Annotated in this window: 19 protein-coding genes; 12 read left to right on the top strand and 7 right to left on the bottom strand. The window is 57.0% G+C overall.

The genetic code is table 11. From position 1 onward, the window contains the following. Positions 1 to 2 precede the first annotated feature (2 nt). Entirely contained in the window at positions 3 to 1,763 is a 1,761-nt protein-coding gene (gene ggt, locus IAE50_RS14440) for a gamma-glutamyltransferase (protein ID WP_200580544.1), read from the top strand. Positions 1,764 to 1,798: 35 nt separating this feature from the next. Here ggt and yhhY read toward each other — a convergent pair whose 3' ends face one another. Next, complete coding sequence (yhhY, locus tag IAE50_RS14435; protein ID WP_200580543.1) at positions 1,799 to 2,290, bottom strand: N-acetyltransferase; 492 nt, start codon at positions 2,288 to 2,290, stop codon at positions 1,799 to 1,801. 217 nt (positions 2,291 to 2,507) lie between these two features. Beyond that, positions 2,508 to 3,116 (bottom strand): polymer-forming cytoskeletal protein, encoded by a 609-nt coding sequence (locus IAE50_RS14430; protein WP_200580542.1) that lies wholly within the window; start codon positions 3,114 to 3,116, stop codon positions 2,508 to 2,510. 237 nt (positions 3,117 to 3,353) lie between these two features. Here IAE50_RS14430 and IAE50_RS14425 point away from each other — a divergent pair, with 237 nt between their 5' ends. The 5 genes from IAE50_RS14425 (at position 3,354) to gntU (ending at position 8,316) form a co-directional block, all read left to right on the top strand. Next, complete coding sequence (locus IAE50_RS14425; RefSeq protein WP_124967105.1) at positions 3,354 to 4,391, top strand: oxidoreductase; 1,038 nt, start codon at positions 3,354 to 3,356, stop codon at positions 4,389 to 4,391. Positions 4,392 to 4,513: 122 nt separating this feature from the next. Further along, on the top strand, positions 4,514 to 5,209 hold the full coding sequence (locus IAE50_RS14420) for a pirin family protein (protein ID WP_200580541.1): 696 nt from the start codon (positions 4,514 to 4,516) through the stop codon (positions 5,207 to 5,209). Positions 5,210 to 5,313: 104 nt separating this feature from the next. Next, positions 5,314 to 6,309, top strand: a complete 996-nt coding sequence (gene gntR, locus IAE50_RS14415; RefSeq protein WP_042712859.1) for a gluconate operon transcriptional repressor GntR — start codon at positions 5,314 to 5,316, stop codon at positions 6,307 to 6,309. Positions 6,310 to 6,445: 136 nt separating this feature from the next. Further along, on the top strand, positions 6,446 to 6,979 hold the full coding sequence (gene gntK / locus IAE50_RS14410) for a gluconokinase (protein WP_054802636.1): 534 nt from the start codon (positions 6,446 to 6,448) through the stop codon (positions 6,977 to 6,979). After that, the gene (gntU, locus tag IAE50_RS14405) at positions 6,976 to 8,316 is read left to right on the top strand and encodes a gluconate transporter (protein ID WP_200580540.1); all 1,341 of its coding nucleotides are present in this window, start codon (positions 6,976 to 6,978) and stop codon (positions 8,314 to 8,316) included. The genes gntK and gntU overlap by 4 nt, the downstream gene beginning before the upstream one ends. Positions 8,317 to 8,367: 51 nt before the next feature. On the opposite strand, the gene glpD is transcribed toward gntU, so the two are convergent. Then, positions 8,368 to 9,873, bottom strand: coding sequence for a glycerol-3-phosphate dehydrogenase (gene glpD, locus IAE50_RS14400; protein WP_200580539.1), 1,506 nt, complete (start codon positions 9,871 to 9,873; stop codon positions 8,368 to 8,370). A 188-nt stretch (positions 9,874 to 10,061) separates the two neighbouring features. Here glpD and glpE point away from each other — a divergent pair, with 188 nt between their 5' ends. Genes glpE through IAE50_RS14385 form a run of 3 tightly spaced genes read left to right on the top strand, consistent with a single transcriptional unit; the run spans position 10,062 to position 12,056 of the window. Further along, entirely contained in the window at positions 10,062 to 10,391 is a 330-nt protein-coding gene (glpE, locus tag IAE50_RS14395) for a thiosulfate sulfurtransferase GlpE (RefSeq protein WP_023482002.1), read from the top strand. Positions 10,392 to 10,449: 58 nt separating this feature from the next. Beyond that, a complete protein-coding gene (gene glpG / locus IAE50_RS14390; RefSeq protein ID WP_200580538.1) occupies positions 10,450 to 11,280 on the top strand; it encodes a rhomboid family intramembrane serine protease GlpG in 831 nt (276 codons plus the stop codon). Positions 11,281 to 11,297: 17 nt separating this feature from the next. Continuing rightward, positions 11,298 to 12,056, top strand: a complete 759-nt coding sequence (locus IAE50_RS14385; protein WP_023482097.1) for a DeoR/GlpR family transcriptional regulator — start codon at positions 11,298 to 11,300, stop codon at positions 12,054 to 12,056. Between the two features lie 3 nt (positions 12,057 to 12,059). Here the strand turns inward: IAE50_RS14385 and malT are convergent, their stop codons facing one another. Continuing rightward, entirely contained in the window at positions 12,060 to 14,765 is a 2,706-nt protein-coding gene (malT, locus tag IAE50_RS14380) for an HTH-type transcriptional regulator MalT (protein ID WP_200580537.1), read from the bottom strand. A gap of 514 nt (positions 14,766 to 15,279) precedes the next feature. On the opposite strand from malT, the gene malP reads away from it, so the two are divergent. After that, on the top strand, positions 15,280 to 17,673 hold the full coding sequence (gene malP / locus IAE50_RS14375; protein WP_200580536.1) for a maltodextrin phosphorylase: 2,394 nt from the start codon (positions 15,280 to 15,282) through the stop codon (positions 17,671 to 17,673). Positions 17,674 to 17,682: 9 nt separating this feature from the next. Next, positions 17,683 to 19,764, top strand: coding sequence for a 4-alpha-glucanotransferase (gene malQ / locus IAE50_RS14370; protein WP_200580535.1), 2,082 nt, complete (start codon positions 17,683 to 17,685; stop codon positions 19,762 to 19,764). Positions 19,765 to 19,895: 131 nt separating this feature from the next. On the opposite strand, the gene gntT is transcribed toward malQ, so the two are convergent. From gntT to gntX, 3 genes are all read right to left on the bottom strand, one after another. Then, on the bottom strand, positions 19,896 to 21,212 hold the full coding sequence (gntT, locus tag IAE50_RS14365) for a gluconate transporter (RefSeq protein WP_200580534.1): 1,317 nt from the start codon (positions 21,210 to 21,212) through the stop codon (positions 19,896 to 19,898). 545 nt (positions 21,213 to 21,757) lie between these two features. Continuing rightward, entirely contained in the window at positions 21,758 to 22,333 is a 576-nt protein-coding gene (nfuA, locus tag IAE50_RS14360) for a Fe-S biogenesis protein NfuA (protein WP_023481993.1), read from the bottom strand. Between the two features lie 58 nt (positions 22,334 to 22,391). Next, a complete protein-coding gene (gene gntX, locus IAE50_RS14355; protein WP_200580533.1) occupies positions 22,392 to 23,075 on the bottom strand; it encodes a DNA utilization protein GntX in 684 nt (227 codons plus the stop codon). 38 nt (positions 23,076 to 23,113) lie between these two features. Between gntX and bioH the strand changes: the two genes are divergently transcribed. Beyond that, positions 23,114 to 23,884 (top strand): pimeloyl-ACP methyl ester esterase BioH, encoded by a 771-nt coding sequence (gene bioH / locus IAE50_RS14350; protein WP_200135369.1) that lies wholly within the window; start codon positions 23,114 to 23,116, stop codon positions 23,882 to 23,884. Positions 23,885 to 23,926 lie beyond the last annotated feature (42 nt).

Genomic DNA, 23,926 nt, shown 5'->3' with positions numbered 1-23,926 from the left:
CGATGATCAAACAGCAGTTTGCGCGTTGGGCGGCAATCGCCGCGCTGACGGCGGGAGCATGTTTCAGTGTCGGCGCTGCGCCGCCGCCTGCTCAGGCACCCGCGCCAGCCCCCGTTTCATATGGGGTAGAAGCCGATGTCTTTCATCCGGTAGTAGCCCATCAGGGGATGGTGGCCTCGGTAGATGAAGCCGCGACCCGCGTGGGTGTGGAGATCCTCAAAGAGGGCGGTAATGCGGTCGATGCGGCGGTCGCGGTAGGTTATGCGCTGGCGGTGACCCATCCGCAGGCGGGCAACCTGGGCGGTGGCGGGTTTATGATGATCCGCACCAAAGAGGGCAAGGTCACGGCGATCGATTTCCGCGAAATGGCGCCCGCAGCCGCCACGCGCGATATGTTCCTTGATGAGCAGGGCAACCCGGACAGCAAAAAATCCCTGACCTCCCATCTCGCTTCCGGCACGCCCGGCACGGTCGCTGGTTTCTCGCTGGCTCTGGAGAAGTACGGCTCGCTGCCGCTGAAAAAGGTGGTGCAGCCTGCCATCAAACTGGCGAAGCAGGGCTTCACGGTTAACGATGCGCTGGCAGACGATCTCAAAACCTACGGCAGTGAAGTGCTGCCAAATCACGACACCAGCAAGGCGATCTTCTGGAAAGAGGGCCAGCCGCTGAAGAAGGGTGACAAGCTGGTTCAAACGAATCTCGCGAAGAGCCTTGAGCTGATTGCTGAAAAGGGGCCGGATGGTTTCTATAAAGGCACAACGGCAGAGCAGATCGCCCAGGAGATGAGCAAAAACGGCGGGCTGATCACCAAAGAGGATCTGGCAAATTATAAAGCCGTTGAGCGTACGCCGGTGAGCGGCGACTACCGCGGTTATCAGGTCTACTCCATGCCGCCGCCATCCTCTGGCGGGATCCATATCATTCAGATCCTCAACATCCTGGAGAATTTCGACCTGGCGAAATATGGCTTCGGCAGCGCCGATGCGATGCAGGTAATGGCGGAAGCGGAAAAATATGCCTACGCCGACCGCTCTGAATACCTCGGCGACCCCGATTTTGTGAAAGTGCCGTGGCAGGCGCTAACCAACAAAGCGTACGCCAAGTCGATTGCTGAACAGATTGATGTCAATAAAGCGCGCCCCTCCAGCCAGATCCGCCCCGGCAAGCTGGAACCTTATGAGAGTAACCAGACCACGCACTTCTCGGTGGTGGATAAAGAGGGGAATGCCGTTGCGGTGACCTATACGCTGAATACCGTGTTTGGCAGCGGCATTGTGGCCGGTAATACCGGTATTCTGATGAACAACGAGATGGATGACTTCTCCGCCAAACCGGGCGTGCCAAATGTTTATGGCCTGGTGGGCGGCGATGCGAATGCTATCGGGCCGGGCAAACGTCCGCTCTCATCCATGTCGCCAACCATTGTGTTGAAAGATGGCAAAACCTGGCTGGTCACCGGTAGCCCTGGCGGCAGCCGGATTATCACTACTGTGCTGCAAATGGTAGTGAACACCATCGATTATGGAATGAACGTTGCCGAAGCGACCAATGCGCCACGGTTCCATCATCAGTGGTTGCCGGACGAACTGCGCGTGGAGAAGGGTTTTAGCCCTGACACTCTGAAACTGCTGGAGCAGAAGGGGCAGAAAGTCGCCGTGAAAGCCTCAATGGGGAGTACGCAGAGCATTATGGTTGGGCCGGATGGCACGCTGTATGGTGCGTCCGATCCGCGTTCGGTAGATGATTTAACCGCAGGATATTAAAGCAATTTCCCTCTCCCGGCCGGGAGAGGGATCTTTTAGCCCTTCATACGCGCCATATAGTACGAATCGACATACTCGCCGTTGCGCAGCGCGTGGCGTTTCGCCGTGCCTTCCACTTCAAAACCAAATTTGCGGTAGACCGCCAGCGCGGGTGCGTTATCGGCATACACCGACAGCTCAATGCGGTCGATGCGCAGCCAGTTATCACACAACTGCACCATCTCGTTGATTAACGCGCTGGCGACACCGCGGTTTTGAAAATGAGGCGCAACCATAATGCCAAAGCTGGCGACGTGGCTGCGACGCGGGTTCTGCTCGACCATTAAACCAAGATGGCCTGCCACTCGCTCATCAAGCGTGGCAATTAGATCCCGGCGTCCCGGCTGCGGCGTTAAGCGTTTATGCCAGTGATCGGAAGAGGGATGAGGTAGCTGGAGTAGGTTTTGATACACCTCGGGCTGCGCGTAAATCTGTCGTAACGGTTCGACATCGTGCATTTCAGCGTGGCGTATCACTATCTCGCTCATCCTGCTTCTCCTGTTGGTTGGGTTAGCTTTCACATTCCTGTCTTTCAGGCGAAGCGTCAACTGCCATTTTTTGTCACAGGGGGTAGACAAGTGCGAATGATAATGATTATTATTGCCATGCGTTCAGGGAAACCGTACGGTAATCCTGAAAGCACGACATTGCTCACATTGCTTCCAGTATTTCTTAGCCAGCCGGGTGCTGGCTTTTTTTTACCTGCTATTCAGCGGCTCGCTTCTTCTCTTTCTCAACGCTTAATTTTGCGATCGGCGCGGTGAGCTTTGCCTGGCCTGAGAAGGTGCCACCTTTCTTGATGGTCAACGCGCTGTAGGTCAGCGTGCCATTGATGTTGCCATTCTCTTCGATATTCAGCGTGTCACTGCTGCATTCGCCGTTCACCGTGCCATCGATAAAGAGTTCACGACAGGAGAGGTTACCTTCAACCACGCCGTTGCGCATGATGCGGATAATGTTGTCTTTTGCTTCGATATTGCCGGTAAGCGTGCCGTAAATATGCACTTGCCCGTTCGAGGTAATGTTGCCGACAAAGTTGGTGCCGCTGGCAACAACCGTGTTCTGCTTCTCATCGCGCAGTGCCTCTTTTTCGTTAATCAGTGAGGCTGCAATCGGTTGTAGTGGGGGCGTTTTTGGGGTTTTCTCTTTACCAAACATAGCGTTAACCTGATGTTGTACAAAGTGTAAGAAGAAGCCGAGAAGCGTTAGCGATGCCGCAACCAGTGCCCAGAGCCGTGCGTCAATGCACCAGCTCCCCAGCGCGAAGGCCCAAAAAGCAAGAGCGAGATTTAAATACCAGTAGTGCTTATCCATGCTGTATTGCGCGCAACTCCCTGCGTGGTGGGTGCTTCTGACTTATGAAAGGGGCAAAAGGATATTGCCGCGTGTTTTATGCGGGAATTAGGGGTGGCGATCAAGAGCGCGGAGGAAAAATCGGAATTTATAAATGGCTTAAAAACATAACAATAATCGATAAATAGAAGCTTCTGGTTTTAGCTCTCGCCGCGCCTGGTCTAAGGTAAAGAGAGATATTCTGCAAAGGACGACACAATGACCCTACATTGCGCATTTATTGGATTTGGTAAAAGCACCACCCGTTATCACCTGCCTTATGTTCTCAACCGTAAAGCCAGCTGGCACGTGGCGCACATCTTCCGCCGCCATCCGAAGCCAGAGGAGCAACATCCCGACTATCAGCACATCCACTTCACCAGCGATCTGGACGAAGTGCTTAACGATCCGCAGGTCAAACTGGTGATCGTCTGTACCCATGCTGATAGCCATTTCGACTATGCGAAACGCGCGCTGGAAGCGGGTAAAAACGTGCTGGTCGAGAAGCCTTTCACGCCGACCATGGCTGAAGCGATCACGCTATTTGAGCTGGCGAAAAGTAAAGGCCTGACGGTGACGCCGTATCAGAACCGCCGTTTTGACTCCTGCTTCCTCACCACCAAAAAGGTGATTGAGAGCGGCAAACTGGGTGAAATCGTCGAGATCGAAAGCCATTTTGACTACTACCGCCCACAAGCGGAAAGCAAGCCGGGTCTGCCGCAGGATGGCTCGTTTTATGGCCTCGGCGTGCACACCATGGATCAGATTATCTCGCTGTTTGGCCGCCCGGATCATGCCGCGTACGACATTCGCAGCCTGCGCAACAAAGCCAATCCTGACGATACGTTTGAAGCACAACTCTTCTATGGCGATCTGAAAGCGATTGTGAAAACCAGCCATCTGGTCAAAATCGATTACCCGAAATTTATCGTCCATGGCCGTAAAGGCTCATTCGTTAAATATGGCGTCGATCAGCAGGAGACCAGCCTGAAGGCGAATATCATGCCGGGCGATGCGGGCTTTGCCGCAGATGACAGCGTGGGCATTCTGGAGTACGTCAACGAGGCGGGTGAAACGGTGCGTGAAGAGATTGCGCCTGAGCCAGGCGACTACGGGCGCGTCTACGATGCGCTCTATGAAACGCTGACGAACGGCGCGGAAAATTACGTCAAGGAAACTGACGTTCTTACCAACCTCGAGCTGCTGGAACGCGCGTTTGAGCAGGCGTCACCTGCCACGATAACCCTCGCCAAATAAGGCTGAATGGCTCCTCTGCGCTTGTTCACTTTTTTTGAACAGAGGAGTCAATTTTCACCCTCTATGATTGGGCAATGATTGCGTCCACACTTACCTCATCGAAAACAGACGGGGTAAACAAGATGATTTTCTTACGCAAAGCAAATGACCGCGGACACGCTAACCATGGCTGGCTGGACTCCCGGCACACCTTCTCGTTTGCTAACTATTACGATCCGAACTTCATGGGTTTTTCAGCGCTGCGCGTGATTAACGATGATGTTATCGATGCGGGGCAGGGCTTCGGGACCCATCCGCATAAAGATATGGAAATCCTGACTTATGTACTGGAAGGGGCGGTAGAGCATCAGGACAGCATGGGTAACAAAGAGCAGGTTCCGGCGGGCGAATTCCAGATCATGAGCGCCGGTACCGGGGTACGCCACTCTGAGTACAACCCGAGCAAAACCGATCGTCTGCGCCTGTATCAAATCTGGATCATTCCGGAAACTAACGGCATCGAGCCGCGCTACGAGCAGCGCCGCTTTGACGCTACGCAGGGCAAACAGCTGGTGCTTTCGCCGGACGCCCGCGACGGTTCGCTGAAAGTGCATCAGGATATGGAGCTTTACCGCTGGGCGCTGCTGAAAGATGAGCAGTCTGTACATCAGATCGCCGCCGAACGCCGCGTCTGGATTCAGGTCGTGAAAGGTGAAGTCACCATTAATGGCACCAAAGCGACCACCAGCGATGGCCTCGCTATCTGGGATGAGCAGGCGATCTCTGTGCATGCCGACAGCGATAGCGAAATCCTGCTCTTCGATCTGCCGCCGGTGTGATGTGGCGTAAATAAATCGCGCAATCCTGGGGTTTTTGACCGCAGGATTGCGCATTGTCCGTGATAAACTGCGCACCCCTCTCTTTTGCGTAAATTATCAGGGCGATGAAAAAGAAAAGACCCGTACTACAGGATGTGGCCGATCGCGTAGGCGTGACCAAAATGACGGTCAGCCGTTTTTTGCGTAACCCGGAACAGGTTTCCGTCGCTTTACGGGGCAAAATCGCCGCTGTCCTTGATGAACTGGGTTATATCCCCAACCGCGCACCCGATATTCTCTCCAACGCCACCAGCCGCGCCATTGGCGTGCTTCTCCCCTCTTTGACGAACCAGGTCTTCGCCGAAGTGCTTCGCGGCATTGAAAGCGTCACCGATGCGCACGGTTATCAAACCATGCTGGCGCACTATGGCTACAAAGCGGAAATGGAGGAGGAGCGGCTGGAGTCGATGCTCTCCTGGAACATCGATGGACTGATCCTCACCGAACGCACCCACACGCCGCGCACGCTGAAAATGATCGAAGTGGCGGGCATTCCGGTTGTGGAATTGATGGACAGCAAATCTCCCTGCCTCGATATCGCCGTTGGCTTTGATAACTTTGAGGCCGCCAGGCAAATTACCGCCGCCATTCTTGCGCGCGGCCATCGTCGCGTTGCCTATCTCGGTGCACGTCTGGATGAACGTACTATCATCAAACAGAAGGGGTACGAGCAGGCGATGCTGGATGCGGGGCTGACGCCGTACAGTGTGATGGTGGAACAATCCTCCTCTTATACCGCCGGCATTGAGTTAATGCGCCAGGCGCGCCGCGAGTATCCGCAGCTTGATGGGATTTTCTGTACTAACGATGACCTTGCCGTCGGCGCCGCGTTTGAGTGCCAGCGTCTGGGGCTGAAGATCCCACAAGATATGGCGATTGCCGGGTTCCACGGGCATGACATTGGTCAGGTGATGGAGCCGCGTCTGGCAAGCGTGCTGACGCCGCGTGAGCGCATGGGGCGCATTGGTGCGGAACGGCTGCTGGCGCGTATCCGTGGTGAAGCAGTTACGCCAAAGATGTTAGATTTAGGTTTCACTTTGTCACCGGGTGGATCTATTTAGTCTGACAAATTTGAAGTAGCTCACACTTATTTATCTCTGACCGCTGTGGATATTGCTTCTCTGGGATCGCGGCAGGACAATGTTACCGATAACAGTTACCCGTAACAATCACTCTTGCACCCGTGGGGGCTTCCCTTTGAGCACAACAAACCTTGATCACCATGTTTTCGTTCTGATGGGCGTTTCAGGCAGCGGCAAATCAGCGGTTGCCAGCGAAGTCGCGTATCAGCTTAAAGCCGCGTTTCTCGACGGCGACTTTCTCCATCCGCGGAGCAACATCAACAAGATGGCCTCCGGCGAGCCGCTGAATGATGACGACCGCAAACCGTGGTTGCAGGCGCTGAACGATGCCGCCTTCGCTATGCAGCGCACCAACAAAGTGTCGCTGATCGTCTGCTCGGCGTTGAAAAAGCACTACCGCGACCAGCTGCGCGCCGGTAATCCTAACCTCTCCTTTATCTACCTGAAGGGCGAATTCGATGTTATCGAAAGCCGCCTGAAAGCGCGTAAAGGCCACTTCTTCAAAACGCAGATGCTGGTCACCCAGTTCGAAACGCTGCAGGAGCCGGGCGAAGATGAACGCGATGTGCTGGTGGTGAACATTGACCAACCGCTTGATGGCGTGGTCGCCAGCACCATTGAAGTGATAACCAAAGGCCGTGAGCAGTGAGTACATTAACGCTGGTATTAACCGCCGTCGGTTCTGTTTTACTGCTGCTGTTTTTAGTGATGAAAGCGCGAATGCACGCTTTCGTTGCGCTGATGGTGGTGTCGATTGGTGCCGGGCTCTTCTCCGGTATGCCGCTGACAAAAATCGCGCAGACCATGGAAAAGGGGATGGGCGGTACGCTCGGGTTCCTCGCCATTGTGGTAGCGCTTGGCGCGATGTTCGGCAAAATCCTGCATGAGACCGGTGCGGTGGATCAAATCGCCGTCAAAATGCTTAACTCCTTCGGGCACAGCCGCGCGCACTATGCGATTGGCCTCGCCGGGCTGATTTGCGCCCTGCCGCTCTTCTTCGAAGTGGCGATTGTCCTGCTGATAAGCGTTGCCTTCTCGATGGCGCGCCACACCGGCACTAACCTGGTCAAACTGGTTATCCCGTTGTTCGCAGGCGTTGCGGCAGCGGCGGCATTTCTGCTGCCGGGGCCTGCGCCGATGCTGCTCGCCTCGCAGATGCATGCAGATTTCGGCTGGATGATCCTGATTGGCCTCTGCGCTGCGATCCCGGGCATGCTGGTCGCCGGGCCGCTGTGGGGCAACTTTATTAGCCGCCACGTTGAGCTGCATATTCCGGACGATGTTAGCGAGCCGCATCTCGGCGAAGGCAAAATGCCCTCGTTTGGCTTCAGCCTCGCGCTGATCCTGCTGCCGCTGGTGCTGGTGGGAATGAAAACCATCGCTGCGCGTTTCGTAGCGCAAGACAGCACGCTCTATCAATGGCTGGAGTTTATCGGTCACCCCTTTACCGCCATTCTGGTTGCCTGTCTGGTAGCGATTTACGGTCTGGCGGTGCGCCAGGGGATGGAAAAAGATCGGGTGATGGAGATTTGCGGCCAGGCGCTACAGCCAGCGGGGATTATTCTGCTGGTAATTGGTGCTGGCGGCGTGTTCAAACAGGTGCTGGTGGACTCCGGCGTTGGCCCGGCGCTCGGTGAAGCGTTAACCGGCATGGGCTTACCTATCGCCCTGACCTGCTTTGTGCTGGCGGCGGCGGTGCGCATTATCCAGGGTTCCGCGACGGTCGCCTGTCTGACCGCAGTTGGTCTGGTAATGCCGGTTATTGAACAGCTGCACTTCAACGGCGCGCAGATGGCGGCACTCTCCATCTGTATCGCGGGCGGTTCAATTGTGGTGAGCCATGTGAATGATGCCGGTTTCTGGCTCTATGGCCGCTTTACTGGCGCGACAGAAGCGCAAACCCTGAAGACCTGGACGATGATGGAAACCATCCTCGGCACCACCGGTGCGATTATCGGGATGATCGCCTTTACGCTGCTGAGCTAAAGGCAAAAGAAAACCCGGTGGTTTCAGGCCACCGGGTTTTTATCTTAACGCTTAAGACGCGAGCGACAGTTCCGCTTTGTTATTGCGCGTCAGCCACTGCGCCACACGCGCCTGCTCCTCTTCACTCAGCCACATGCCAAGTTTCGTACGACGCCAGATGGCATCGTCGAGGCGACGTACCCATTCATGCTCGACCAGGTAACGCAGTTCGGCTTCATACAGTTCATGACCGAAGTGCTCGCCCATGCCATCAAGGCTGGTGATACCCGACAGAATCAGCTCACTGTTGCTACCGTAGGTACGGGCATAGTGGCGCGCCAGTGATTCGCTGATAAAGGGGTATGTACGGCGCAGTTTCGCTGCGTAATCATCTCGATCGCCGTTGATATCGCCGCCGGGCAAGACGCACTCTTTGGTCCATGCCGGGCCGATGCCTTTGTAGTACGGCGTCAGTTTTTCCAGCGCATGCTCCGCCAGCTTACGATAGGTGGTGAGTTTCCCGCCGAAGACAGAGAGCAGAGGCGCTTTGCCGTTCTCGTCATGAATATCGAGCGTGTAATCACGGGTGATCGCCTGCGGTGAATCGGATTCGTCATCGCAGAGCGGGCGCACGCCGGAGTAGGTCCAGGCAATATCCTCACGCGTCAGCTGTTTCTTAAAGTGATCGTTGTAGACATTGAGCAGGTAATTGATCTCGTCTTCGTCGATCTTCACGTTTTTCGGGTCGCCGTGGTACTCAACGTCGGTGGTACCGATAATGGAGAACTCATCCATCCACGGGATCACAAAGACAATACGTTTATCTTCGTTTTGCAGGATGTAGGCCTGCTTCTGCGCATGGGCGCGCGGCACCACGATGTGGCTGCCCTTGATCAGGCGAATGCCGTATGGCGAAGGCAGTTTCATGCCGTCATCAAAGAACTCTTTCACCCACGGACCGGTGGCGTTGACCAGACCGCGTGCTTTCCAGCTAAATTTTTCGCCGGTATCGATATCTTCCGCTTCCACCACCCACAGTCCGTTTTCGCGGCGCGCGCTGGTGGCACGGGTACGGGTCATCACTTTCCCGCCTTTGCGCTCAACCATCTGCGCGTTTGCCAGCACCATGCGCGCATCATCGACCCAGCAGTCGGAATATTCGAATCCGCGCACGATTTCCGGTTTCAGCACCGACTCTGAGCCAAAACGCAACCCTTTCGACGCCGGCAGGCTGGTGCGTTTACCGAGGTGATCGTACATAAACAGACCAATGCGAATCATCCACGCCGGGCGCAGGTGAGGGCGGTGCGGCAGGCGGAAACGCATCGGGAAGGCGATATGCGGTGCCATTTTCAGCAGCACTTCACGTTCGGCAAGCGCTTCGCTCACCAGGCGGAATTCGTAGTGTTCAAGGTAGCGCAGGCCACCGTGAATCAATTTAGAGCTGTTGCTGGAGGTCGCGCAGGCGAGATCCTGAGCCTCAAGCATGAGCACGGATAAACCACGCCCTGCGGCGTCAACCGCGATACCGGCACCGTTAATGCCCCCGCCTATCACAATCAGATCTTTGGTTTCCATGCTATCCTCACGCACTTTCGTAAAAGCTCAAAAATGTTCGATATCGCTCATAATAGCAAAGGAACGCGCTTTTGGTAACATCAAAAAAACAATTTAGAGTGATATGCATAACATAATGGCGCATCACCGGGGTCACGACGTACACTTGTCGCAGCCTAGCCATAATTCGTGTCAATAAAGAGAACGCCATGGATCAGTTTGAATGTATTAATGTCGAAGAGACCCACCAGAAATTGCAGCAGCAGCAGGCCGTGCTGGTCGATATCCGCGATCCGCAGAGTTTCGCGATGGGCCATACGCCGGGCGCGTTTCACCTCACCAACGACACGCTGGGCGCGTTTATGCGCGACAACGATTTCGACACGCCGGTGATGGTGATGTGCTATCACGGCAACAGCAGTAAAGGTGCCGCGCAGTATCTGTTGCAGCAGGGCTTTGAAGAGGTCTACAGCGTCGATGGTGGTTTCGATGCGTGGCATCGCCACTTCCCGGCAGAAGTCGAGCACGGCACGCTTTAGGCGAAGCGCGACTCTCCGCTATACTGTCTCTCTTTGTATGGACTAAGCGACGCCCGTCATGTTGATGATTACCTCTTTTGCTAACCCCCGCGTCGCCCAGGCGTTTGTCGACTATATGCAGACTCAGGGCGTTATCCTGACGATCCAGCACCATGAGCAGACCGACATCTGGCTGGCGGACGAAAGCCAGGCCGAACGCGTGCGCAGCGAGCTGGCGCGCTTTCTGGAAAACCCCGCCGATCCGCGCTATCTGGCGGCAAGCTGGCAATCTGGCCAGACCGATAGCGGTTTGCACTACCGCCGTTTCCCTCTTTCAGCCGCCCTGCGCGAGCGCGGCGGACCGCTAACCATCGCTATCTCCGTGCTCTGCGTTATCGTCTTCCTGCTGATGAACGTGATGGGCGATGAAGTGGTGATGGCGTGGCTCGCCTGGCCGTGGGATGAGAGCCTGCGCTTTGAAGCCTGGCGCTACTTCACCCACGCGATCATGCACTTTTCGCTGCTGCACATCCTCTTTAACCTCTTCTGGTGGTGGTATCTTGGCGGCGCGGTGGAGAAGCGGCTCGGCAGCGGCAAGCTGGTAGTCATCACGCTGATTAGCGCGCTATTGAGCGGTTTTGTGCAGCACCAGCTTACCGGCCCCTGGTTCGGCGGTCTCTCCGGCGTGGTCTATGCGCTGATCGGTTATGTCTGGCTGCGCGGCATACGCGACCCGCAACCGAAGGTAGCGCTGCCGAACGGCCTGTTTATCTTTACGGTGTTACTGATGGTGGCGGAATGGTTCGGCTTAACCGGCTTCGCCATTGCCAGCGGCGCGCATACGGCAGGGATTGTTATTGGCCTGGCGATGGCGCTGGTGGACTCGCAGAATGTGCGAAAACGAACATAATTATCCAGGGACACATGATGAAACAGACACAGCGTCACGACGCGATTATCGAGCTGGTTAAACAACAGGGATATGTCAGCACCGAAGAGCTGGTCGAACAGTTCTCCGTCAGTCCGCAGACCATTCGCCGCGATCTGAACGATCTGGCCGATCAGAACAAAATCTTGCGTCACCACGGCGGTGCGGCGCTGCCTTCCAGCTCTGAAAACACCTCGTGGCACGACCGGAAAACGACGCTGGCGGCGGAAAAAGAGCGTATTGCCCGCCGCGTTGCCGAGCAGATCCCCAATGGCGCGACGCTGTTTATCGATATCGGCACCACGCCAGAAGCGGTCGCCCATGCGCTGCTCGACCACAGCGAACTGCGGGTGGTCACCAACAACCTTAACGTCGCTAATACCTTAATGAAGAAGTCGGATTTCCGCGTCATTCTGGCGGGCGGCGAACTGCGCAGCCGCGACGGCGGTATTGTCGGCGAAGCGACTCTCGATTTTATCTCCCAGTTCCGCCTCGATTTCGGCATCCTGGGTATCAGCGGCATCGATGCAGACGGCTCGCTGCTGGAGTTTGACTACCATGAAGTGCGCACCAAGCGCGCGATCATTGAGAACTCGCGCCATGTGATGCTGGTGGTGGATCACTCGAAGTTTGGCCGCAATGCGATGGTCAATATGGGCAGCATCAGCCTTGTCGATGCGGTCTACACCGATGTGATGCCGCCCGCAGGCGTGATGCAGGTGATCAGCCACAACAATGTGCAGCTGGAACTTTGCTAGCCGTTAAACCCCATAACCCATAATTTTCAGCAGCCGCTGGGCGTGCTGCACCGCATCCTGACGGTGGGCGACGCCCAGCTTCTGATAGAGGTTGCGGATATGGGTTTTGATGGTCGTCGCGGCGACAGCCAGCTCGCCGGCGATCTGCTCATTGCTGTACCCCGAATAGATAAGCCCCAGCACCTGCCACTCGCGCTGCGTCAGCGGGCTGGTGCGGATCAGCTCCGGCACTTCCGGGTGCGTCAGTAAGCGCTCGACAAAGCTCTCATCAAAGTGGGCGAACTTATGCCGGTGATGCTGATTAATTTCGCGCAGAATGCGCTGGGCGCGGTGCTGATCCAGCTCCGGCAGCGTGTTGAGCTGAATGAGCTGGCGCAGCTGTTGCGCCATCGGTTCACCCTCAATCACAAAGTGGCTGATAAACCCGGTGCGGTTGGCGAGTTGCAACGCTTCAAGCAGCACGCGCTGGGCATCGTTTTTGCGCCCGGCGTGCCAGTAAAGCTGGTTGAGCAGCAGCAGGTTGCGGTTGATATCGCTCATCAGGCGCAGGCTGCGCGCGTTTTCGTTTAACTCCTCAAGCACCATCTCCGCCGGGTCAAAATCCCCCAGCAGGATCTGCGCACGGGCAATGTTGCGCCACTGGCTCTGCAGGAAGTGGTTATTGGCAAAGGCTGGTTTTGGCGTCTGGCGCAGCCACTGCGCGGCGGCGTTTTTATCGCCGGTCATTTGCCAGTAGATCATTCGCACTTTATCGGCGTTCGACACCCAGTCGCTGTGATACTGACCGTTGCCGAGCAGGTTCTCCAGCCGGTGCAGATGGCTGCGGGCGTTATCCAGATCGCCACGCGCCAGCGAGACCTGCACAATCAGCGCCAGGCACTGCAACTGCTGCTGCGGTTGCAGCGCAGAGAGCACCTCCATCCCCTGACGTGCGGCGGCTTCCGCTTCGTCGAGCCGCGCCCACGCCCACAAAAGCTGGGCGCGAATGCGGAGTAAAAATTCATGCATCGGCAGCTGTTCAAGATGCTGCTCGCGGATAAGCGTGAAAGCTTTCTCCTGCATCTCCCACGCGGCCTGCAAAAAGCCCTGCGCAAAGAGGATTTCACTCTGCTGGATCAGGCTCCACAGCGCGTAATGCCAGACATCGTGACGGCGCGCCATCTGCTCGGTTTGCTGCATCACCGCCAGCGAATTGGCCAGCTCGCCTTTGCAGTGCAGCACTTCGCCATGTACCGACGTGGCGACAATCCGGCTGTAGTAGTTAGCCAGCGGCAGTTCGTCGAGCGCCACCATCGCCAGCCGTTCTGCTTCCACCGGATCGCCATCGTTAATCGCCACTTGGGCGCGCAGGGCGTTGAAATCGCCGTGCAGCGAGGCATCCATCTGGGTCGTCATCTCCTGCTCGGCGCGCGCCAGCAGGGTGTTTACTTCGCTATAACGGTGCTGGCTTTGCATCAGCCACGCCTGCAGCAGCACCAGCCGCGGGTTCTCCAGCAGGCTCTCCCACGGCAGGGCTTTCAGCGACTCCTCCAGCAGGCTCAGCTCGCTGTGGTTAAACAGACCCCACGCGTGATTGAGCAGGATATCGCGCAGCATCACGCCGTCGCCCGCTGCCAGCGCGTGGTGGATCGCTTCGCTCGGGAAGCCTTGCGCCATCCAGCTCTCGGCTGCCGCGCGGTGAATATTAGATAGCTCCGTCGCCAGCTCCCACTGGCAGCGCTGGCGCAGGAAACTGCCGAACAGCGGGTGGTAGCTAAACCACTCGCCGGAGTCATCCATGCGCTGTAAAAAAAGCCCCTGACGCTCAATCTCCTCCAGCCGCATCTGCCCGTTCTCTTCGCCGGTGACGCGCACAATCAGCGCATCGTTCATCGAGCGCAGCAGAGCGCTTTTAAGCAGGAACTGGCGGGTGGCGGGATCGACATTATCCAGCACCTCATCAACCAGATAATCGGAGAGATGGCTGGCGTTAATGCCCGCGAGGCGGCGCGCGGAGTGATGCGGTGCGCTGTGGTTTTGCCGGGCGGAGAGGGCGATCAGCTGGAGCGCCGTGGCCCAGCCGGCAACATCATCACAAAGCCGGCTGCTCTCAGCCGCTTCGATCGGCGCATTCAGGCGGCAGTCAAAAAACTGCTTCGCCTCCTGGTGAGTGAAGGCCAGCTGTTGGCTGCCCACTTCGAGCAGCTGTTCGCGCACGCGCAGGTTGGCAATCCCCAGCTGCGGCAGGTTACGCGAGAGCACAATCAGGGTCAGGTTTTCCGGCTGATGGCGCAGGAAGAAACGCATCGCATCGTGGATCACCGGGTTGGTAATCAGATGGTAATCATCAATCACCAGGTAGAGCGGGCGCTGCCATTCGGTCAGTTCAACAAACAGCTGTGAGAAGAGTGAAGGCAGGCTGGCGTACTGGCGTTTTTGCGCCATCACTTCGCTGCTGGCGCAATGCCCGCCGGTCGCTTGCTGCACTGCGGCGATAAAGTAGCTGGCGAAGCGCTCCTGCTGATTATCTCCCTCATCGAGCGAGAACCAGCCGACATCGCTTTTCCCCGCCGCCCATTGCGAAACGAGGGTAGTCTTGCCGTAGCCCGCAGGGCTGGTTACCAGCGCAAGCCGATAATTGTTGGCGCCGGAAAGTTTCGCCAGCAGACGTTCGCGCACCACCGTATGGTCGAGTCGAACCGGGCGACTTAATTTGGACGGAATCAACATAGTTATCACTTCACTGTGAGGGAGAACTGAGATGCGATTTTTTTTGTGCTTCGTAATTAATCTCAATACGTTCGAACAGATGAGGAAATATTGCAAGTTATGTCCGGATCTGACGATTGTGAATTTGCACTATGTCACAGTTCTATTTATGTGCCGAATAAATTCAGCCCAGGCAGGGCGGGCGGCGGCGTAAAAACGGGCAAATTTTCCGCAGAAAAATAGGCCATATTAATGGGTCGCCTAAAAGCAACGTGCAATTAGCGAAACGGTAACCTCGCCGCGCATAAAATATTATTTCGCCGCGTTCTCTGCGCGCGTAAAACAATTTATTGCCGAAACGGCATTTCATTATCGGCTCACCGTGCGATAAAAATTTTAGGTGGCGGCGATCACATTTTTTCGCTCATCCCCGCTACTCCTCCCTGTCTAATCCCCGCCAGGATGAGGAAGTGATTCCCGTAGATCTGCACACTAGCGCTAATGTCGATTATCTTCACACAGGACCCGGATTTTTATGACAAAGCCAACGTTTGATAAAGCGCAATTTGAAGCGGCCCTGACGCGCCAGTGGCAGCGTTTTGGGGTTCACTCTGCAACGGAAATGACAACTCGCCAGTGGTGGCATGCCGTGAGCGGCGCGCTGGCGGAACTGTTGGCGGCGCAGCCTGCGCCAAAAGCGGCGAAGGAGCAGCGCCACGTTAACTACATCTCGATGGAGTTTTTGATCGGTCGCCTGACGGGCAACAACCTGCTTAACCTCGGCTGGTATGAGGCGGTCGGCGACGTATTACAGGCGCACGATATCCAGTTGACCGATCTGCTGGAAGAGGAGATCGATCCGGCGCTCGGTAACGGCGGCTTGGGGCGTCTGGCGGCCTGTTTCCTCGACTCAATGGCGACCGTTGGTCAGCCCGCCACCGGGTATGGCCTCAACTACCAGTACGGGCTGTTTCGCCAGTCCTTTGTCGACGGCCAGCAACATGAAGCGCCGGACGACTGGCACCGCCGCAGCTACCCATGGTTCCGCCATAACGAACAGCTGGATGTGCAGGTCAACATTGGCGGCAAAGTGAGTAAAGAGGGGCAGTGGCAACCGGCCTTTACCCTCGTGGGCGAAGCCTGGGATCTGCCGGTGATTGGCTACCGCAACGGCATTACCCAGCCGCTACGTCTGTGGCAGGCAACTCACGCGCATCCGTTTAACCTCACCAAATTCAATGACGGCGACTTCCTGCGCGCGGAGCAGACGGGTATCGACGCTGAAAAGCTCACTAAAGTGCTCTACCCGAATGACAACCATCAGGCCGGTAAGAAGCTGCGTCTGATGCAGCAATATTTCCAGTGCGCCTGCTCGGTAGCAGATATTCTGCGTCGTCATCACCTGGCCGGACGCAAGCTGGCGCAACTGCCGGATTACGAAGTGATCCAGTTGAATGATACCCACCCAACCATCGCCATTCCTGAACTGCTGCGCGTGCTGCTTGATGAGCATCAGCTGAGCTGGGATGACGCCTGGGCGATCACCAGCCGTACCTTTGCTTACACCAACCATACGCTGATGCCGGAAGCGCTGGAGCGCTGGGATGAGTCGCTGGTGAAAGCGCTGCTGCCGCGCCATATGCAGATCATCAAACTCATCAATGAGCGCTTTAAAGCGCAGGTTGAGCAGACCTGGCCGGGCAATAAAGCGGTGTGGGCAAAACTGTCAGTGGTGCATGACAAACAGGTGCGCATGGCCAACCTTTGCGTGGTCGGCGGCTTTGCCGTTAACGGCGTGGCGGCGCTGCACTCGGATCTGGTGGTGAAAGATCTCTTCCCGGAATACCACCAGCTGTGGCCGGGCAAATTCCATAACGTCACCAACGGCATTACGCCGCGCCGCTGGATCAAACAGTGCAACCCGCTGCTGGCCGCGCTGCTTGATAAGACGCTGAAAAAAGAGTGGGCCAACGATCTCGATCAATTAATCAATCTTGAGAAGTACGCCGACGATGCGGCGTTTCGCCAGCACTATCGCGACATTAAGCGGCAAAACAAAGTGCGGCTGGCGGAATTTGTTAAAGCGCGCACCGGTATTGTGATCAACCCTGAAGCTATTTTCGATATCCAGATCAAACGCTTGCATGAGTACAAACGCCAACACCTTGGCCTGCTGCATATCATTGCGCTCTATAAGGAGATCCGCGAAAACCCGCAGGCGAACCGCGTACCGCGCGTCTTCCTGTTTGGTGCAAAAGCGGCGCCGGGTTACTACCTGGCGAAGAATATCATCTACGCTATCAACAAAGTGGCAGACGTAATTAACAACGATGCGTCGATTGGCGACCAGCTGAAAGTGGTATTCCTGCCGGATTATTGCGTCTCGGCGGCGGAAAAACTGATCCCGGCGGCGGATGTCTCCGAGCAGATCTCAACCGCGGGCAAAGAGGCTTCCGGTACCGGCAACATGAAGCTGGCGCTCAACGGCGCATTAACGGTCGGCACACTGGATGGCGCTAACGTTGAAATTGCTGAGCAGGTGGGCGAAGAGAATATCTTTATCTTCGGTCACACCGTTGAGCAGGTGAAGGCGTTAAAAGCGAAAGGTTACGACCCGGTCAAGTGGCGTAAAAAAGATAAGCTGCTGGATGCGGTGCTGAAAGAGCTGGAGAGCGGGAAATATAGCGGCGGCGATAAGCACGCCTTCGACCAAATGCTGCACAGCATCGGCAAACAGGGCGGCGATCCCTACCTGGTGATGGCGGATTTCGCCGCCTATGTCGAGGCGCAAAAGCAGGTTGATGTGCTCTATCGCGACCAGGAGGCCTGGACGCATGCGGCGATCCTCAACACCGCGCGCTGCGGCATGTTTAGCTCTGACCGCTCGATCCGCGATTACCAGACCCGCATCTGGCAGGCAAAACGTTAAGGAAGCGCAATGCAGAGTAAACGTCTGGAACAGGCCGCGCTGACGGCAGGAATCAGCCCAAATTACATCAATGCGCACGGTAAACCGCAGTCCATCAGTGCGCAGACCAAACAGCGGTTACTGGATGCGATGCACCCTGTCCCGGCGACGGTAAATGCTGCGCCTGTGCCAGCGGTACAGGTGTTTATCCACGGTAAAAAGAAGCGGCTGGTGGTCTCCGGCAAGGGGCAATACCAGTGGCAGCTGACGACCGAAGCGGGCAAAACCTATCAGGGCGAGGTAAGCGGCGGTGACGATCTGCCGCTGCCAGGCGGCCTGGCGCTGGGCTACCACGCTCTGACGCTAACGCAGAAAAAGCAGCAGTGGGCGTGCCGGGTGATTATCGCGCCCGCCCGCTGTTATGAGCCGCAGGCGCTGCGTGACGGTAAAAAATTGTGGGGTGCCTGCGTGCAGCTCTACACGCTGCGCTCCGAAAACAACTGGGGGATCGGCGATTTCGGCGATCTGAAACAGATGCTCACAGGCGTCGGCGAGCGCGGCGGCGCGTTTATCGGGCTCAACCCGATTCATGCGCTCTATCCCGCTTACCCGGAGAGCGCCAGCCCTTATAGCCCGTCTTCTCGCCGCTGGCTGAACATTATCTATATCGACGTTAACGCAGTAGAGGATTTTGCCCAGAGCAAAGCGGCGCAGGCGTGGTGGAAAAAAGCCGCCACCCAGAAGGCGCTGCGCGCTGCCCGCGAGAGCGAGTGGGTCGACTATTCGGCGGTCACTGCGCTCAAGCTGACGGCACTGCGCATGGCGTGGCAAGGCTTCAGCCAGCGCGGCGAGGAGGATGAGCAGTTCGCCGCCTTCCGCGCGTTCGTAGAGCAGGAGGGGGACAGCCTCTACTGGCAGGCGGCGTTCGATGCGCTGCACGCGTTCCAGGTGCAGGAAGATCCGCTTCGCTGGGGCTGGCCAGCCTGGCCGCAGGGCTATCAATCCATCGACAGCCCGGAAGTTAAAGCCTTTTGCCAGCAGCATGCCGATGAGGTCAATTTCTACCTCTGGCTGCAGTGGCTGGCGTTTACCCAGTTCGCTGAGTGCTGGCAAACCAGCCAGGGCTACCAGATGCCGATTGGCCTCTATCGCGACCTGGCGGTTGGCGTGGCGGAAGGCGGCGCAGAGACCTGGTGCGATCGTGAGCTTTACTGCCTGAAAGCTTCCGTTGGCGCACCGCCGGATATTCTCGGGCCGCTGGGGCAAAACTGGGGCTTACCGCCGATGGATCCGCACGTCATGCAGACGCGCGGCTATGCGCCGTTTGTCGATCTGCTGCGTGCGAATATGAAAAATTGCGGCGCGTTGCGTATCGATCATGTGATGTCAATGCTGCGCCTGTGGTGGATCCCCTATGGCGAAACGGCGGATCAGGGGGCCTATGTTCACTATCCGGTTGACGATCTGCTGGCGATCCTCGCCCTTGAGAGTCACCGTCATCAGTGCATGGTGATTGGCGAAGATCTCGGTACTGTTCCGCAGGAGATCGTCGGCAAGCTACGGCGCAGCGGCGTTTACTCCTACAAAGTGCTCTATTTCGAAAATGACAATAAGGTGTTCCATGCTCCCGAAGCGTGGCCGGCGCAGTCGATGGCGGTTGCCACCACCCACGATCTGCCGACTCTGCGCGGCTACTGGGAGAGCGGCGATTTAACCCTTGGCAAAACGTTGGGCCTCTATCCGGATGAGGAGCTGCTGAGCGGTTTATATGACGATCGTGAGCAGGCCAAACAGGGGCTGCTGACGGCGCTGCATCAGCATGGCTGCTTGCCGCAGCGCGCGGGGAAAAAGGCGTTACGCATGCCGATGTCGTCGATCCTTAACCGCGGTTTGCAGCGCTATATTGCGGACAGCAACAGCGCTCTGCTGGGGCTGCAACCGGAGGATTGGCTGGATATGGCATCGCCGGTTAACGTGCCCGGCACCAGCGATCAGTATCAAAACTGGCGGCGTAAGCTTGCGGTTTCGCTGGAGGAGATGTTTGCCGATGAGACGGTGAACAGGCTGATTAAGGATCTCGATCGTCGCCGTAAGGCCGCCGGAAAACGGTAATAAAAATGCCCGGTCGCGTGACGCGCCGGGCATGTTGCCGGATGGCGGCTACGCCTTATCCGGCCTACGCCGTTTCAGTAACCCCGAACCTGTAGGCCGGATAAGCGAAGCGCCATCCGGCAGTTCCTGCCTCAGACCACCATTCCCAACAGCAAGCAGCCCACCAGGCCACATACTGAAATAATGGTTTCCAGCGCGGACCACGAACGCATGGTTTCGCCGATGGTCAGGTTGAAATACTCCTTAAACAGCCAGAAACCCGGATCGTTAACGTGAGAGAAGATCACGCTCCCTGAGCCAACGGCAATCACCATCAGCTCCGGGCTGACGCCGGTTGTGGCGATCAGCGGTGCCGCAATACCACCTGCAGTAATCGCTGCAACGGTCGCGGAGCCGAGCGCAATACGCAGCACAGCGGCAATCGACCAGGCCATAAACAGCGGAGAGAGGTTGGTGGCATGCATCATTGAGGCGATGTACTTATCCACGCCGCTGTCGACCAGCACCTGCTTAAACGCGCCGCCGCCGCCGATGATCAGCAGCATCATGGCGATGATTTTGATCGAGCTGGTCAGCGTGTCGTTGATATCGTCCATCGAACGGCCGCGATTGAGGTCAAAGGTGAAGACCGCAATCAGCACCGCAATCATTGTCGCCATCACCGGATCGCCGAAGAACTCAGCGTAGGGCAGCAGCGCGTGGCCTTTTGGCAACACCATCTCCGCCACGGCGCGCAGCGCCATCAGGATCACCGGCACCAGCGATGTCCAGACGCTGACGCCAAAGCCCGGCATCTCTTCTTCGCTAAAGGTTTTTGAGTTGTAGAGCCCTTCCGGGATCGGTTTATCGATATTTTTCAGGAAACGAGCGTAAACCGGGCCGGCGAGGATCACTGTCGGAATGCCGAGCAGCGTGCCGTAGAGCAGGGTTTTACCCATATCAGCATGGAAAATGGTGGCGATAGCGGTTGGGCCCGGGTGCGGCGGCAGGAAGCCATGCGTCACGGAGAGCGCTGCGGCCATCGGCACGCCGACATAGAGCAGGGGAATGCGCGCGGAAGCCGCAACGGTAAAGACCAGCGGCAGCAGCAGTACAAAACCTACTTCGTAGAACAGGGCGAAACCGACGGTAAAACCGGTTAATACGATCGCCCACTGGATATGTTTGCGACCAAACTTTTCAATCAGCGTGGTGGCAATGCGCTGCGCGCCGCCGCAGTCCGCCAGCAGCTTACCCAGCATGGCACCGAAGCCCATGATCAGCGCAAGACTGCCCAGCGTTCCGCCAACACCGGCTTTGATCGATTTAATCACCGCATCCAGCGGCATGCCCTGCATCATCCCCACGGCAAGCGCGACGAGGATCAGAGCGATAAATCCGTTCATTTTGAAACGGATCATGAGTAACAGTAGGAGAGCAACACCGATAGCAACGATGACTAATGGCATGATTTACCTGGCCTTTAATTTGTTATGGGTAACGTCAGTGTTTTCGGGCAGCCGCTTTCAAAAGGTGAAATCGCGCTGCGGCACCGTTTCGGCTTACATCCATTGCTGAAAATTGTAGTCGGATGTTTTTTATCTTGTCGGTGCCGGTCGGGATGATACGGGTAACATCCCGATAAAGAGAATCACCCGGCGGATCAAAATGTAAGAAGTGAGAGCTTCGTCATACTAACAGCTGAGCAAAAGCGGGGGGTATTTGCCGGATGGCGGCTGCGCCTTATCCGGCCTACGGGGCGGGGGAGCAGTCTTGTGGGTTGAAGCGGTTTGATTGCCGGATGGCGGCTGTGCCTTATCCGGCCTACGGGGTCGGAGGAAAAGGCTCATGGTATGGCGCAGTTTGATTGCCGGATGGCGGCTGCGCCTTATCCGGCCTACGGGAATAGGTGGAGCAGCTTACCGGATAGAGGTTAACCCGTCAGGGCTTACATAAAGGAGTAGGCCCGGTAAGCGAAGCGCCACCGGGCAATATACTTAAAGCGCAGACAGGCTTAGTAGTAGGAGTGCTCGCCGCGCTGGTGCTCGGTGAGGTCGCGCACGCCGGCGAGTTCCGGGAACTCGTTCAGCAGCTGCTTCTCGATGCCTTCTTTCAGGGTTACGTCAACCATGGAACATCCGTTACAGCCGCCGCCAAACTGCAGAATGGCGTAGCCTTCATCGGTGATCTCCATCAGCGTAACGCGACCGCCATGGCCTGCGAGCTGCGGGTTGATCTGCGATTGCAGTAAATACTCCACGCGCTCCATCAGCGGGGCGTCGTCGGAGACTTTACGCATTTTGGCGTTCGGAGCTTTCAGCGTCAGCTGAGAACCCAACTGGTCGGTGACAAAATCGATTTCCGCATCTTCCAGATACGGCGCGCTCAGCTCATCGACATAGGCAACCAGTTGTTCAAATTTCAGCGCGGTATCGGTGGCTTCGACCGCATCCGGCGGACAGTAAGAGACACCACACTCTGCATTTGGCGTGCCTGGGTTGATCACAAATACGCGGATTTGTGTCCCTTCTTCCTGATTCGCCAGCAGTTTGACAAAGTGCGCTTGGGCAGCGTCGGAAATACGGATCATAGCAATGGCCTAATAGTTGACTATTTTACTCGGTTATAATACGCCCATCATCGAGGGTCTACAAGGTTCGACACAGGCACCAGACCTGAACAGTGGCTGCGCCGCTGCGTAAAAGCAGCTGGCTGATCTCTGCGACCGTGCTGCCTGTGGTGACGACATCATCCACAACAACGATATGGAGACCCGCCACCGGCAATTCAAGACGGAAGGCATTTTTCACGTTCCTTTTACGTAGCCGTGCCGCTAACTGATGCTGAACCGGCGTCGCTCGCCGCCGCCTGAGCGCCGCGCGCGGGTAAGGGCAGCGCAGCCAGCGCGAAAGGCTTCTGCACAGCAGATCGCTCTGATTGAACCCTCTTCGCCACTGGCGACGGCCGTGCAGCGGCACGCTCACCAGCATATCCGGCGGCGGCAGAGCATTGATGCGCCGCGCACTGTGTACCGTCAGCAGCAGCAGGCGCGCCAGCGCGGGGGCCATCTCCGGGCGCGGATGGAATTTAAACTGATGCACCAGCAGGCTGAGCGGCGGCGCATAGCGGCTAACGGCAATCAGCCGCTGCCAGGGCGGCGCACGGTGTAAACAGCGCCCGCAGGGAAGCCGTTCGCAGGCGGCGGGTAAACCGCACAAAGGGCAAACTTTTTCGCGTCGTTGCAGGCTTCGCGTACAGCGCGAGCAGATGCCCCAGTGGCTGAGCATTAATGGCATCAGGCATAGCCAGCACAATCCCGGCACTGTTAGCATGTGGCACCTCCTTGTGTGAAAGAAGAGAACGATATCTGATGAGTGACATCTGGTGGCAAACCAAAGGCGAAGGAGATGCGCATCTTGTGCTGCTGCACGGCTGGGGACTGAATGCACAAGTATGGGATTGCATTACGGCGGAACTCAGTTCGCATTTTACGCTGCACCTGGTCGATCTTCCGGGGTATGGCCGCAGCCGCGGTTTTGGCGCGCAGACCCTGGCGCAGATGGCGCAGTGCGTTTTAGCGCAGGCGCCGGAAAAGGCGATATGGCTCGGCTGGAGCCTCGGCGGGCTGGTGGCAAGCCAGGTTGCGCTACAGGCACCGGAACGGGTGAGCGCGCTGGTCACCGTCGCCTCCTCGCCCTGTTTCAGCGCGCGTGACGCGTGGCCGGGGATTAAGCCTGAAGTGCTGGCCGGTTTTCAGCATCAGCTTAGCGAGGATTTTCAGCGCACTGTTGAGCGTTTTCTGGCGCTGCAAACCATGGGCAGCGACACCGCGCGTCAGGATGCGCGCCTGCTGAAAAGCGCCGTCTTATCGCTGGATATGCCGTCGACAGAGGTGCTGAACGGCGGGCTGGAGATTTTGAAGACGGTCGATCTGCGCGAGGAATTACAAAACCTGTCGCTGCCTTTTTTGCGTCTGTATGGTCATCTTGATGGGCTGGTGCCGCGTAAGATTGTGCCGCTGCTCGATGAGATGTGGCCCGCAAGCGAGTCGATTATCTTCCCGAAAGCGGCGCATGCACCGTTTGTTTCGCACCCTCAAGCCTTTTGCGACGCGTTACTGGCGTTGAAAGCGAAGTTATAGAAGGGGAAAAGCGCTTTGCCTGCCGGGCAAAGCGCTACAGGT

Origin of the sequence: Kosakonia sp. S42 (genome assembly GCF_016624785.1) — a bacterium.
GTDB lineage: Bacteria > Pseudomonadota > Gammaproteobacteria > Enterobacterales > Enterobacteriaceae > Kosakonia > Kosakonia cowanii.
The sequence above is the reverse complement of the archived record's forward strand: the minus strand, read 5'-3'. Positions and strand labels throughout refer to the sequence as shown.

What these genes read in the sequence shown, in the direction of transcription:
- ggt (WP_200580544.1), top strand. Translation starts at nt 3, where the DNA reads ATGATCAAACAGCAGTTTGCGCGTTGGGCGGCAATCGCCGCGCTGACG.
- yhhY (WP_200580543.1), bottom strand. Translation starts at nt 2,290, where the DNA reads ATGAGCGAGATAGTGATACGCCACGCTGAAATGCACGATGTCGAACCG.
- IAE50_RS14430 (WP_200580542.1), bottom strand. Translation starts at nt 3,116, where the DNA reads ATGGATAAGCACTACTGGTATTTAAATCTCGCTCTTGCTTTTTGGGCC.
- IAE50_RS14425 (WP_124967105.1), top strand. Translation starts at nt 3,354, where the DNA reads ATGACCCTACATTGCGCATTTATTGGATTTGGTAAAAGCACCACCCGT.
- IAE50_RS14420 (WP_200580541.1), top strand. Translation starts at nt 4,514, where the DNA reads ATGATTTTCTTACGCAAAGCAAATGACCGCGGACACGCTAACCATGGC.
- gntR (WP_042712859.1), top strand. Translation starts at nt 5,314, where the DNA reads ATGAAAAAGAAAAGACCCGTACTACAGGATGTGGCCGATCGCGTAGGC.
- glpD (WP_200580539.1), bottom strand. Translation starts at nt 9,873, where the DNA reads ATGGAAACCAAAGATCTGATTGTGATAGGCGGGGGCATTAACGGTGCC.
- glpE (WP_023482002.1), top strand. Translation starts at nt 10,062, where the DNA reads ATGGATCAGTTTGAATGTATTAATGTCGAAGAGACCCACCAGAAATTG.
- glpG (WP_200580538.1), top strand. Translation starts at nt 10,450, where the DNA reads ATGTTGATGATTACCTCTTTTGCTAACCCCCGCGTCGCCCAGGCGTTT.
- IAE50_RS14385 (WP_023482097.1), top strand. Translation starts at nt 11,298, where the DNA reads ATGAAACAGACACAGCGTCACGACGCGATTATCGAGCTGGTTAAACAA.
- malT (WP_200580537.1), bottom strand. Translation starts at nt 14,765, where the DNA reads ATGTTGATTCCGTCCAAATTAAGTCGCCCGGTTCGACTCGACCATACG.
- malP (WP_200580536.1), top strand. Translation starts at nt 15,280, where the DNA reads ATGACAAAGCCAACGTTTGATAAAGCGCAATTTGAAGCGGCCCTGACG.
- malQ (WP_200580535.1), top strand. Translation starts at nt 17,683, where the DNA reads ATGCAGAGTAAACGTCTGGAACAGGCCGCGCTGACGGCAGGAATCAGC.
- gntT (WP_200580534.1), bottom strand. Translation starts at nt 21,212, where the DNA reads ATGCCATTAGTCATCGTTGCTATCGGTGTTGCTCTCCTACTGTTACTC.
- nfuA (WP_023481993.1), bottom strand. Translation starts at nt 22,333, where the DNA reads ATGATCCGTATTTCCGACGCTGCCCAAGCGCACTTTGTCAAACTGCTG.
- gntX (WP_200580533.1), bottom strand. Translation starts at nt 23,075, where the DNA reads ATGCTAACAGTGCCGGGATTGTGCTGGCTATGCCTGATGCCATTAATG.
- bioH (WP_200135369.1), top strand. Translation starts at nt 23,114, where the DNA reads ATGAGTGACATCTGGTGGCAAACCAAAGGCGAAGGAGATGCGCATCTT.